Annotated in this window: 8 protein-coding genes; 4 read left to right on the top strand and 4 right to left on the bottom strand. The window is 39.2% G+C overall.

Annotated features, from left to right (window positions below; translation table 11 throughout):
* Positions 1–297 precede the first annotated feature (297 nt).
* Positions 298–1,017: an RdgB/HAM1 family non-canonical purine NTP pyrophosphatase gene (gene rdgB / locus AC21OG_RS03115; RefSeq protein WP_487377189.1), complete on the bottom strand. Its 720-nt coding sequence runs from the start codon at positions 1,015–1,017 to the stop codon at positions 298–300.
* 762 nt (positions 1,018–1,779) lie between these two features.
* On the opposite strand from rdgB, the gene sodB reads away from it, so the two are divergent.
* Positions 1,780–2,409 (top strand): superoxide dismutase SodB, encoded by a 630-nt coding sequence (gene sodB, locus AC21OG_RS03110; protein ID WP_486541609.1) that lies wholly within the window; start codon positions 1,780–1,782, stop codon positions 2,407–2,409.
* Positions 2,410–2,564: 155 nt separating this feature from the next.
* Here the strand turns inward: sodB and AC21OG_RS03105 are convergent, their stop codons facing one another.
* Positions 2,565–3,413: a DUF72 domain-containing protein gene (locus tag AC21OG_RS03105; protein ID WP_487377191.1), complete on the bottom strand. Its 849-nt coding sequence runs from the start codon at positions 3,411–3,413 to the stop codon at positions 2,565–2,567.
* Between the two features lie 749 nt (positions 3,414–4,162).
* On the opposite strand from AC21OG_RS03105, the gene hemA reads away from it, so the two are divergent.
* Positions 4,163–5,557 carry a glutamyl-tRNA reductase gene (hemA, locus tag AC21OG_RS03100; RefSeq protein ID WP_487377192.1) on the top strand — a complete coding sequence of 465 codons (1,395 nt, stop codon included), beginning with the start codon at positions 4,163–4,165 and terminating at the stop codon, positions 5,555–5,557.
* A 102-nt stretch (positions 5,558–5,659) separates the two neighbouring features.
* Here hemA and AC21OG_RS03095 read toward each other — a convergent pair whose 3' ends face one another.
* Positions 5,660–6,280, bottom strand: coding sequence for a rhomboid family intramembrane serine protease (locus AC21OG_RS03095; RefSeq protein ID WP_486546140.1), 621 nt, complete (start codon positions 6,278–6,280; stop codon positions 5,660–5,662).
* 888 nt (positions 6,281–7,168) lie between these two features.
* On the opposite strand from AC21OG_RS03095, the gene AC21OG_RS03090 reads away from it, so the two are divergent.
* Positions 7,169–8,947 (top strand): OmpA family protein, encoded by a 1,779-nt coding sequence (locus AC21OG_RS03090; protein WP_487377193.1) that lies wholly within the window; start codon positions 7,169–7,171, stop codon positions 8,945–8,947.
* Between the two features lie 227 nt (positions 8,948–9,174).
* Here AC21OG_RS03090 and nagZ read toward each other — a convergent pair whose 3' ends face one another.
* On the bottom strand, positions 9,175–10,245 hold the full coding sequence (gene nagZ / locus AC21OG_RS03085) for a beta-N-acetylhexosaminidase (RefSeq protein WP_487377194.1): 1,071 nt from the start codon (positions 10,243–10,245) through the stop codon (positions 9,175–9,177).
* A gap of 580 nt (positions 10,246–10,825) precedes the next feature.
* Between nagZ and AC21OG_RS03080 the strand changes: the two genes are divergently transcribed.
* Positions 10,826–13,012, top strand: a complete 2,187-nt coding sequence (locus AC21OG_RS03080) for a carboxy terminal-processing peptidase (RefSeq protein ID WP_487377196.1) — start codon at positions 10,826–10,828, stop codon at positions 13,010–13,012.
* Positions 13,013–13,864 lie beyond the last annotated feature (852 nt).

Raw genomic sequence — 13,864 nt, 5'->3', positions numbered from 1 at the left:
AATAAAAACGTGATATAACGTCTGAGTTCGCCTAATTCACAGTCTGTTTTGAATGACAGCTTGTCAAGCCTAATCCCTAAAGTCGATTCATAGTTTAAGGTTTAGGGCATTGGCGCATACCGCTAAACCCCATCAAATAAAGAGAGCGGGGCTATCATAGCGGTACTAACTCATTATCTAGCTGTGCAAAATCGAGTGACCTGACTTAATAGCAAGGGCACCGATATTACGGCTATAAAATTATAAAAGTAGAACAGTATAGTCTATCAGCCTACCAAAGTAAAAATAAAGTAAAAATTACTCAGTGTCATGGGATGATGCTGCAAGCTGTTGTAACAAGTGCTTCATCGCTAGACCCCGATGACTCATTTGGTTTTTTAGCTTAGGGTCAAGTTGCGCCGCAGTCTGTTGTAAGTCAGGTAACCAAAACAGGGGATCATAACCAAAGCCATTGTCGCCTTGCGGTGAAGATAGTATCTCGCCATGCCATAATCCTTGAGCTATGGTAGGCAGTGGGTCGTCTGCATGTTGTACCAATGCCAACACACACACGAAGTATCCTGGAATAGGGGAGTCGTGTCTAAAAGGCTCTAGATCTGCAACAAGCTTAGCATTGTTACTAGCATCATCACCATGGTCACCTGCATACCGCGCAGAGTATATTCCAGGGGCATTGCCTAAAACCGGCACACATAATCCGGAATCATCTGCTATAGCCGGTAACCCGCTGATACGGCTAGCATGGCGGGCCTTGATGATCGCATTTTCCACAAAGCTCAACCCATCTTCAATCGCATCTTCAATCCCCATTTCACCTTGTGGCACGATTTCAATCTTTAGGTTCGCTTGGTGGAATAAGCGTTTAAATTCTGCCAGCTTGCCTTTATTATTGCTGGCTAATATCCATTTATCATGCCTGCTAGTGAGGCTATTAGTACTATTAGAATTAGGAGAGAAGCCATCATCTTGTTGCAATGGGGTATTGTTACTAGCAAGATTTCGTGAGTTGTTTGTCATATTACCCTCTATGGACACTTTGTCCTTTATTACTACTATTATCAACGCATTATAAACATCGAAACCGTTAATATTGTAGCTATTAATATTGTAGCTATTATTATGGAAGCTATTAATTTTAAAACTATCTAAGTCCCAATTATTTAAATTCAGGCCATTAAAATTAAAGCTTAGACAGTCTTTTAGACTAATAACATTAACAATACTAAAACGTTGCTAAGATTTATTATGGCACTAAACAACTTTACTATAAGGCAATAACTTTAAAATTTATCATCCCATACCTTAAATAAAATTAAATTACGTGGTATAACATTCAGTAACTGAGTTCATTAACGTTTATTGCTATACTCAGCCACAAGACTTAGCAATCATATATCTTATCTTTTAATGAAAATTTTCATTATTTCGATAGCTATTAAAGTTTTTAATATGATTGCAGGGTTGCAAGTTTGATTTTATAAATTTTGATTTATAATTTAGGTTTGCATGTACTCTAGTCATGTAATAGACAGAGAGTAAGTCACGTATTAAAGAATCCAATAGTCAATTTTTATAGCTTTAAGTTTTATAGCTTTAAGATTGAAACGTTTAAAATTGGGCTTGATACCTCTGGTTTATTCCTCTATTACCATGTTCGGGATTTTAAATAATAACAAGCCATTTTAGCTAGAAACGCACACTATTTCAGTAGCGTTTATTCTATTTACTGTTTACTATCATTAATGGAATTTAGCTAAATCAGCCAAGGGATACAATAATATGTCAAATATCACTCTACCAGAACTACCTTATGCAAAAGACGCACTTGAGCCACATATCAGTGCTGAAACTTTAGAATTTCACCATGATAAGCACCACGCTGCATACGTCAACAAACTTAATGATTTGCTTCCTGGTTCAGGCCTAGAAGGTAAAGAATTAGATGAAATCATCAAAGCAACGGCTAAAGATGACAGCAAACAAGGTATGTTTAACCAAGCGGCTCAAGTTTGGAACCATACTTTCTACTGGAACTGCATGACTCCAAACAATGGCGGCGGTGAACCTACTGGTGATCTAAAAGCTAAAATTGAAGAAGATTTTGGTTCTTACGATAAGTTCCGTGAAGAATTCAAAAATGCAGCAACGTCTCAGTTTGGTTCAGGCTGGGCATGGTTAGTAGCTGATTCAGTCGGTGGTAAACTGTCAATTATGAAAACGGCGAACGCTGATACGCCACTTGCTCATGACAAAACAGCAGTATTAACCTGTGATGTCTGGGAACATGCTTATTACATCGATTATCGCAACCGTCGTCCAGATTATGTGGATACCTTCCTTGATAAATTAGTAAATTGGGACTATGCCAATGCTAAATATAAAGGTCAAGACGCTGGCGTTGAAGAGTAATTTAAAATAAAGCTTATGGTTTAAAAGATTTATTTTTTAAATATCAGTCTTTTAATCGTTAAAAAAGGATGCTTCGGCATCCTTTTTTGTTTTTTATCGTTCGATATTACTATGCATTCAATGTTTGCGGCCCGATCGTTTATTTTGTTCTTGGTTTATAAAACCTTAAAATTGAGCGCCATTAAAGCTTCTCTTAGCATCGCAATGTTGTAATAGGCATGGGCATTGGTAGAGTTTTGAAAAAAGATATAAAGCTCATCAAAGTGTTGACGCTGATTGGCGATCGCTTGCGCCCAAGCCTGCATCTCCTCTACTGAATAACGGTAATCATGGCGCTCACTGGCCGACATTGAATCCCACCAGTTCAGATTATTACCGTGCATACGCAAGTAGCCAGTGCGCGTAGCACCTTGTTGGACTGCTCTACACTGAGAGGTTTGGGTGAATAATAATCGTGACGGCGGTAATCCACTGACTTTGGGATAGTCGACACTACACCAAATAAGACCATGCTTTTGGAAGCTATGCTCAACTTGTGGGATATGCCAACTGGCATGACGAAATTCAATGGCTAGGGGATAATCACTGAACCAATCGGTTAATTTAGACAAATACAGACGATTGGAAACCGTTCTATCAAACCCATGTGGAAACTGAATTAATAAAGGCGCCAGACAATCGGCCTCAATAATAGACTGCATAGCCTCTATAAACGATGAGGCATGTTCCGCAGTTGCCGTCCGGGTATGGCTAAAATCTTGATGCAGCTTTACTGCAAATTTCACTTGACCGTCGGACTTTCTGAGCATCCCCTCAAACGCTTTATGACCTATTGGCGCATAAAAAGTGCTATTAATTTCAACCGCGCCATAATGTTTGGCGTATTCAGCTAAAAAATTTGTCTTTTGGGTGCCTATTGGATATAGCGTACCGAGCATATCGGTATCGCTATAGCCACCGGTACCCAAATAAACGGTAGGCTGTGCTATAGAGTGACGTGTCATAATTTTAGTGTCGGCGAAGTACTAAACGGTTACAGCGTTAACTTCTTTAAGCCTACTCCAGTAGTACTTGCTCTCGGTTGTCTTGTAACCATTTTAGACTTCTTTGACTATAGTGTCTGTTAATTAAGTTATCGATAAACGTTAAAATTGGATAAGGCTCAAGCGGCTTAAAGTCACATTTATATAGTAACCGTGATTGCAAGGGCATTCAATGATATAATCTACGGTTTTAATGCTAGTTTAGAATTGTGGTCTCAAGAATGGTTATTCAGAGCACTCTTGATATTGACTGCCAAATGCCTCATTTATGATACGAAAAGAATGCTATCTAGGGCGTGTGGAACATTCGACCATGGCACTGGCGGAGACTATTTTTTAGTCAATATGCAGTGAAATTTTTGACGCTTAGTCATTCTAAGTTAGAAAATTTCGCCATATATTGGCAAAAAAGAGTTCCGGCCTCACTCGAGCATAGCTCTCGCCTTGCGAACGGGCAAAGCAGTGCTTTGCTTAATCCGTTCTCAGGGCTGATACTAAAATCGCCCCAGACGTTGTTACAAACCTAGCCAAGGTCCAATACGCTTCGGGCATTAGCGTCAGTTTGCGCCTAGTCTGGAACGATTTTAGCTATCAGCAGTGCTAATTTGCGAATGTTCCACACGCCCTAATAAGCAGATAGAGTCTGTGAGTTTATTGTTTGGAAACTGTTTATATTGACGGTTAACTTCTTATTAATTGGTAGATCTTAAATGAATCTTGTTGTCATCGGTGTGAACCATAAAACTGCCCCCGTTGCCTTGCGTGAACGGTTAGCATTTGTGGGCGATGACTCAAAACAGGCACAAGCACAGCTACAACGAATGACTGCGGGCAGCTTGATTATCTCTACCTGTAACCGTACTGAAATCTACGCACTAGCGCCGACCCCCCAGTCTTTGTTATCGCATCAATCAACACATCAGTTATCGAATCATTTATCACAATCTTCTTCTGCGGCCGATGCGCTAACTGGAGATACTACTTCCTCTGAGTCTGTTAGCACTGTCGAATTGACAGAACAGCTGATCGCTTGGTTAGCGGAATTCAAGCAATTACCAGTTGCAGAGATTCGACCCTATTTATACGACTATATTAATGGACAAGCCTTAACCCATTTGCTGAGGGTAGCCTCAGGATTGGACTCTATGATACTTGGCGAGCCTCAGATCTTTGGTCAGATCAAGAGAGCGGTCAATGCTTCTAAAGAAGATGGATTTTTGACCAGTCAATTAAATTGGGTAGTAGAGCAGATTTTTGCCGCCGCAAAACGAGTACGGAATGAGACAGATGTTGGGACACAAGCCATATCATTAGGGTATGCTGCGGCTAAATTAGTTACCCAGATTTTTGATAAGCCGGAGCAAACCACTTTTCTTTTGATTGCAGCTGGCGAGATGAATCGTCTAGTGGCACAAAATATAGCGGCGCTTGGTATGACACGTATCCTCATCTGTAACCGATCGCCAGAACGAGCACAGCTATTAGCCGAAGAGTTGGCTCGCCCGGGGTTGCAAGTCGACGTATATCCGTTAACTAAGTTGGGGGCTTTGTTGCCGCAAGCAGATATCGTCAGTAGCTGTAGTGGTAGTATGGATACTTTAATTAATATGACGATGACCCGTAGCGCGTTAAAAAAACGTCGTTTTAAACCAATGCTGATGGTGGATCTAGCGGTACCCAGAGACATTGAGCCTAATGTGGGTAAACTTGATGATGTCTACTTATATTCAGTGGATGACTTACAACACGTGATTGCAGGAAACCTTGAAAAACGTCGTCAGGCAGCGGTCGAAGCTGAGCTGTTTGTCAGTCATTTAGTGGTTGAGATTGAGCGTCGTTATCAGGTGCGAAAAGTGGGTCAAGATATCTATGATTATCGAACAGTGGCTGAGCAAAAAGCTGCCAGTGTACTAACAGAGGCATTACATCAGTTAAATCATGCGGATGCAGATCCTGAAACGCTATTAATTGAGCTTACCCGTAGATTGACTCAAACGTTGACACATGCGCCTTCCTCCTTAATGCGCCGAGCGGCGCGGGATGGTAATCCAGAAGTATTAGATTTGGTGATTTCAGGTTTAAAAGAGGCTTATCGTTCTAAGTAGTTTTGAGTCTTAGTATGAAAGAGGAGCGCTTAGCGCTCCTTTCGACTTTAAAAAATGCTATTTATAACGTGTGCTTCTTAATTTACCTTAATTCACCTTTACTTAAAAGGTGGGATGCATAAGTGCATTGATAAAATGAGGAATCATATTTGGCGAGAGAAAAATAGTCGCTAATACCCCAAAAGCCCCACCCCATAAATGGGCTAAGTGGTTGACATTAGATCCGCCTTTATTATTGGCATAAATGCTATAGGCGACATAAGCAATCGCAAATACAATAGCAGGAATCGGCAACACAGCAAATAGATAAATCATGCTCCATGGTGCCATTAAGATAAAGGAGAACAATACAGCAGAAACACCACCTGAAGCACCTAAGCTTCGATATCTCGGGTCATTTTTATGCTTAAAATAACTGGGTAGCATTGCGACGATAATTGCCACCAAATACACCACAACAAAGCCAAATCCGCCTAAAAACTGATTAAAGAATCTTTCTACCGCACGACCGAAGAAATACAGGGTGAACATATTGAATAAAAGATGCGTGCTATCAGCATGCACAAAACCATGGGTAATAAAACGATACCATTCACCCTTGTTGACAGAGGGTGGGTGAAAAATCAGTCGATTCATCAAACTGTTATTTTGCCAAGCCATTAGGCTAACGATAACCGTAATAATGATAATAATCGTCGTATGACTGCTTAATAGACTATTCAATTTAGATCCTTTTTATCATGATTTAAGAAGTATACAGGGTAATAAATATTCGCAAACTTAATGGATACTTTTGACCTATTAAGCTAAAAATTTTGTCTAATTACCTATTAACATCCCTATTTACATCATATTGCTTAATACATTCTAGTTATAATTTTTATAAGTTTGTCACCATATCATACTTCTGTAACATGGACTAACCGATACTTTACTTTAATATAACGTAGTTTAATCTCAGATAAGGTATTGTATTATTCAAGAATGTAAAAGCAAAATATCATACACCAAAACACTTAAGTTGACCAAAATACTAAAGTTAATGTATTAGGCTAGCTCAAGTTATTAATGAGTAACGTATCAATAGATCACTCATTGATATCGTTAACCTTAATTAGTACTTAAATTAATACTGGATTTTTGTCAAAGCGATACACATTTTTAGCCAGTTGTCTTAACCTGTTTTTGTATAAGACTTTTGTAAAATAAGTTTTATAAACTCAGTGATATAGGCTGATAAATATTGTATAGGCTATTATTAGCAAGATATAAAGACAAATAAGATAACTTAAGGTAATATAATTTAACTTCTAATGGAAGTTAGATAGTTTTGGTTCTATTATATGGAGCTATGTTGTAAAAGGTTATATAAGATTGGATCACTAAGATTAAAGAAGTAACTTCAGTCATATAAAACTTGTTAATCTTTAAAAGTAGTCTCTTGGTTATTCAAATAGTATATAATCAGATTAATAATTTAACAAAATAATTTAATAAAAGTTATAAGTTGTTATAAAATTGGCATAAGTATAATACTTATCAGTCACATTAACTTTTCGCTTTTTTCATTTAACCCTTTGAATTTTTTCAAATATTTAGGAGATTTATACAATGGATATTATTGCTCACCTGGTGCGTACAGTGACTCCCGCCGTATTAGGGGATAATCGCACGCCAAAAAATGAAAGTCTTTTAAAGCAGTTTTATGCTTTATTCGTAGGCCAACTTGCCGATCAAGATTCATATAATCGTATTACAGGGAAAGACTTCAGCGGAAATGATGCTGGTTTTTTCGATCACGCTTGGACATTAGATAATAAGAAAGCCAATATTACTCGTGAATTGGCCGTTACCAATAATGTTGAAGAGTCTGATGCTCGCGATATGCTCGTTAGTGCGACACCATTAGCCTATAATGAAATTAAAGATTTAGCAGGTAGTACGCCAATACCACAGTTTTTACGTGAAAATCTATCATCATTCCGCGACCAGATCCCTGCTTGGGCAACAGTCAGCGGATTAGTTCCTGCTGGTCTTATGGCAGCGAGCGCAGCTAAACCGACTATTGCCGCTACGACATCAGCAGCAGCGGCAACACCCGTTGCTACAGAATCTGTGGTAAATGAGCCTGTTACTCCTGAGCCTGTCGTCACTGAGCCTGAAGTAGGTCATCGTATTTCAGATACTACTAGTACTGAACCTTTACATCATCATGAAAAAGAAGAGGGTGGTGGTTTCTTAAAGGCATTATTGCCTATTATTGGCTTGATTATCTTAGCGGCATTAGCTTGGGCATTGTTAAAAGGTTGCCAAGAAAAGCCAGTGACAGAAGCAGCACCTGTTGAAACGGTTCAACAACCTGCTGAAAATGCAGTCGTTGCTGGAAATGTCGATGTAGAGCCAGCTGTATTAACTTTATCGAGTGGTGAAGGTAATCAATTATATGCATGCCGTATCAGCGCAGGTAATGATGCGTTAAATGATACAATCATGTCTTCAATGAATGAAGTGTTTGCAGATGAAGCTGATAAATGTCGTGCTGATATTGATGACAACTTTGCAACTGATATGCCAGCAGCACAGTACCTAGGCGCTATATTACCGCTTATTAAGAATACACCTAATGCAAACGTTATCATTAAAGGTGAGGACATCATCGTTAATTCACCAGATGATGCACAACTTCAGCAATTAGTTGCAGATTTGAAAGAGGCAGCGCCAGGCCTAAATGTTATGGCTGAAGGTCCACTTGATTTGCAAGGTGAAATTGATCGCAGTATCACCGAAGCGAATGCTGGACTTGATGCATTAGGTGACAATCCAGATCCTCGTGACGTTGCCCGTGCGCTAAGTCGCCAAGTGGTTAATTTCGAATTTGATGACTCTGCTATACCAGAGGTTAATAAACCTGTTCTAGATCGCGCTGTAGAAATTATGAAGAAAACGCCTGATATGGAGTTAATGATCGTTGGCCATACCGATGCAATTGGCTCTAATGATTACAATATTCCTTTATCTCAGCGTCGCGCTCAGTCTATTAAAGACTATATGGTCTCTAAAGGTGCTGATGCTAATCGTTTGAAAATTAAAGGTATGGGTGAATCTGATCCAATTGCCACCAATGAAACGGATCAAGGTCGTTTCCGTAACCGTCGTATCGAATATGTCGTATATGATGAGTCGATGGGTAAAGCCGATGACAATGGTATTGTGGTAGCGCCAGATTCAGAAATTCGTGAGACTGAAGTAAAAAATAAGGGTACTTCTGCTCCAACGGCTTCTACTCCTGAAGTTTCTAATGACACTGGTATAGAAGTAGATCCTGACTTAAATCCATTAGATGATAATAATGATGATTTATTGGCCCCTGAGTCTGATACTGCTCAATAAATTTTATTGAATAAATCTAAGTCAGTTTAGATTAAGATAATCATAGCCATAATTAAATACCGTCCATATTGGGCGGTATTTTTTTAGAAAAATTAGGTGTAAATTCACTTCATTAATAGAGTGATAGGTAAGCGAGAGTAAGTACCATTCTAATATGATTAATAAGGCTAACACTGTCGTTCTTAAGTTTGTCTACTTCTATATCATTTCTACTTGTATAGATTCGACTAGCTCAAATAATTGGTCGGATCTTTATCTAAATTTGCCGTTATTGACTCCTTGAAAAAAGCCTCAATGATATTTTGCTTAGCTTGCGTCCAGTAATCAAACTGTGCACAGGTAGCCTCCAAACTTCCTTGCCACTGTGGAATGATACTACGCATGGTATGTATACGCTGTTGATGAGGCTTAGGTAATTGATCTGCCATTTCAATGGCTTGTATAGCAGCAGCGCGGTCATTACAAATCAGTGCCATATCACATCCTGCGTCAAGAGCAGCAGTGACTCTCGCTTTGATGTCCCCTGCAATATGAGCCGCTTTCATAGACAAATCATCTGAAAATAAAACACCTTCAAAACCCAGTTGTTGACGGGCTATTTCCTGTAGCCATATTTTTGAAAATCCAGCAGGCTTATCATCTATCTGTTTAAAGATAACGTGAGCTGGCATCAAAGCATCAAGCCAAGGCTGGCACTGAATAAAGGGCTGTAAATCAGTCTTCATTATTTCCTCAAAGCTGCGCTCATCTATCGCTTCTGCCACATGAGAGTCTGGAGCTATTGAGCCGTGACCGGGGAAGTGTTTGCCTGTGGTGGCCATACCGGCAGTTTTCATACCCCGCATAAACTGCATAGACAGTGCAACAATGGCCTCAGTATGCGCATGAAAACTACGATCGCCAATGACTTTACTAACCCCATCAATATCCAATACCGGAGCAAAGCTGATATCGATGCCTACCGCCATCACCTCTGCTGCCATTAAATATCCGCAGTCGTAGGCTAAAGCGAGAGCGTGGCAAGGGTTATGATCGAACAGCTTACCCAACTTTCCCATAGCAGGTAATGGCGTAAAGCCCTGACGTAATCGAGCAACTCGACCGCCTTCTTGATCAACACCAATAATAAGCTCAGGTTTTAGCATATGGATGTTATCGCATAATTCCCGGACTTGCAGAGGGGTGTCGACATTACGTCCAAATAATATAATGCCGCCAACTTCTTCTCTACTGAGTACTAAACGATCCGCTTCAGTCAGTTCGGTGCCTGCCACATCTATCATTAATGGGCCATACATAAGGTGATTCCTTATAAAAATTAATAACATTCGCTGGTTATTATTACAGTATTCTTATTGAATACCAACTCTGCATTGTAGGTAAGTAGGATATTATATAAGGGTATGAGATATGGATATGAGAAAACGTTAAACCTTTTTAATAAAATAACCTATCTTTGTCAGTATGCCAGAACCTACTATTGCAAACATTTGATTAGATTCGTTGAATGGCCTTCCTCAAGAGGTAAATTTTCTAGATTTAGTATTATTTATAATTGTGACCTTTTAGATTTAGTTTCTTGGTTATATAGTCGTAGGCAAACTAAAGAGCTACAGCGTTAGTCTCATTAGCCCTACTAGGATAGTACTTCCGCTAGCTTGACTTATATATCATTTAATTACTTATGACTATACTTTAAGTTTTTCTTAAATTTTGATAGCTTTATTTTAATTATGTATTTAAATTATTAGCCATTGGTTATGAATATGATTAGGTAAGAATGCTTATACAGTTTTAGACTGTTTATTATTGATTGTTATGCTAATATCGGGTCATTATATCCATTATGTAAACATATTAGGTTAAGTGAGATTCTAAATGAGATTTCAACCAACACAAATAGCCTTAAGTGCTGTTGCCATAGGTATTGCAGGAATCGTTTTTTCACAGAGTTATACAGAGGCGGTTGCGGCAGATCATTCTGCATTTGTCGCCACCCCTGAGCAACAATTAACAACCCGTCAAGTTGCTGCCCTATTAGATAGAGCTCATTATTCAAATAAAAGACTTGATGAACAAATGGGGCTCAACATACTACAGATGTATTTTGACCGATTAGATCCAAATCATACGTTATTTTTGCAGTCTGATATCGATGAATTTACTAAGAAATATGGTTACTCGTTAGCCTCTCGATTGAAAAAAGGGGACTTAAGCGCGGCACAAGATATCTTTAAGCGATATACCCAGCGATCCAATGAATACTTTAACTTTGCCAGTGAATTGTTGAGCAAAGATATTAATTTAAATCGTAATGATTATGTGGTTTTAGATCGTGAAGATGAGCCGCGGTTTAGGAGTAAGGCAGATCAACGTACTTATTGGGAACGCCAACTTACCTTACAAATTATTAACTTAACGCTCGGACAAGAAGAAGATAAAGCACGTGATGATCTCTATAGACAAAACCCTGAGTTAACCAAGGGTAATGATCTTATTCTCGCAGAGGATAGAAGCCCTAAAGAGATTCTTTTAAACCGTATAAAGCGTCAGCAAGAGCAGTTAGATCGTATTAAAAGCGATGAGATTATGGAGTCAATCCTCAATAGCGCCACGTTGACCTATGATCCTCACAGTAACTACTATGCGCCTGTTCAAGCAGTTGAAATGCAAGTTCAGTCAAATCTACAACTTGAAGGCATCGGGGTATCTATTCGGCCCTATAGAAAAAATCCTGATTACACTCAGATTGTCACGCTGGTTGATGGGGGCCCTGCCTCAAAATCGGGTAAAATTCAGCCTAATGACTTAATTATGGCAGTCGCTAAAGATGGTGAGAACTTGCAGGACGTCGTGGGTTGGTCTACACGAGAGGTAGTGGCGTTAATCCGTGGTAAACGAGGTACGGATGTCACTGTCAAAGTGAAGCAGCCTAATTCGCCAGATGCTGCGGCACGTACTATCGTACTGACTCGGGATGTCATCGAGCAAGAAGATGCCGGAGTTAGAAGTCGCGTTATTACGGTCAATCCAGAAAGTACCAATGAAGAGAAGCGTATCGGGGTATTAGAGATTCCGAGTTTTTATTTAAACTATCGTGCGCGTCGTAGTGGAGAAAATTACCGCAGTGTCAGTATAGATACCCAAAATGAGCTAAAAAAATTAAACGAACAAAACATCGATGGGCTAGTGGTCGATCTTCGCAACAATCCAGGTGGATCTTTAGATGAAGTCGCCAAAATGTTAGGTCTATTTATAAAACAAGGTCCATTGGTTCAGATACGGGACAATCGAGGCAACGTACAGATTTATCAAGATGAAGATGGTGGTAAACAGCTGTATTCTGGCGATATGGTCGTGGTTGTGAACAAGGCATCAGCCTCTGCCTCTGAGATTTTTGCCGCCGCTATTCAAGATTATGGTCGTGGATTGGTCGTGGGAAGTACCACAACGGGTAAGGGGTCTGCGCAAATTCAGCTGGATAACTTAGCTCTAGGCTCAGCGACCTTAACCCAACGCAAATTTTATCGCGTGACTGGCGGCAGTACCCAAAATAAAGGGGTAGTACCTGATGTTGAGATGGTTAATATTTATGATGGTGCTGAGTTTAGTGAACGTGATCAAAAAAATGCCATGGCATGGGATACTATAAAGACCTCTCCGTTTAAGCCAGAAGGTAAGTTCACTAGCAATACCTTAGCGACTTTAAATCAGCAGTCTAAAATTCGTCAAAATACCAATCCGCAATTTATTTATTTAGATACGTTGAATAAAGTTCGAAATATGGAAGATGATAAAAAGCCTGTTAAGCTTAATATAGAGGAGCGCCGTGATCATCAAAAGCAAGTTGAGTTAAGAACGCTTGAAGCTGAAAATGCGCGACGAGTAGCGTCTGGTAAAAAGCCTTATGCTACTTGGACTGAGTATCAAGCTGCGGTAGAGGCCCAGTTTGAGGTGCGTAGTCGAATGAAAAATGATGCACGTCCTAAGCTACCAGAAGATGAAGCTTATGTGATAGAAGCAGCTAACATTATGCTAGAGGCTAACAAATTACAAAGTCCTTAAACCTTAAGCGAGTGAGACTCTATAAGTCTATATATATGATTATTAAGGTTTATTTATGTAAAGCTGCTAATGACTTCCAAAAATGTAAGCATATGCTTACGTCACTAGACGCTTTAGCGACTTTCATTCACCTTATTAATTTGCGATTATAGTACTACGACATCAAGGATGATAACTCAAAGGATAGAGTGCTTTAGTTGACAACATTCATTTGTTCGATAATAAAGAGTTGTTCAAGGATGGGATAGCTACTTCTGAGTTTTAAATGGATTTAAAGTTCTGAAGATAGTCATTATGCGTCTAATATCTAGCCTGATATGAGAACATAAGTCATCAAGTCAGGATAAAGGGAATATTATTTAGCATCGGATTAATGGTTCTTCAGGTGCTTTAAATGAGCGGGATGCTCACTATTGTTAACTATTCTTGGATGGGGTAGTACGCAGTAGCCAACATGATGACGACAGCATCAGCCACATGACGAAAGTTATGTGGCTTTGTTGTGTCTAGTCTATATCTGGTACACCAATCTCTCCACTAAATGTGCATGTAAGCATATGCTTACACCATTAGACGCTTTAACGACTTACATGACTCTTTAAAATTTGACACTATAACTCTACGGCATCAAGGATGATGACTCAAAGGATTGAGTGCTTTAAATGAACCTTTTAGGTGCAACTACTTAATAGGTTTCAAAAGAAGTTTCCGTATTATGGATAAATATCTATAACAGTGATTCATTATGTTAAGTCACTGTGTATAGAGCTTATGAACAGATATCTAGTAAGATACTTGAACATAAGGTGAGTAAGGAAACAAACACTTTATATTAGCTTCATAGGATGTGAT

The sequence above is a fragment of the Psychrobacter sp. CX5 genome, assembly GCF_057621535.2.
Note: the sequence above shows the minus strand (reverse complement) of the source record. Positions and strands in the feature narration are given on the sequence as shown.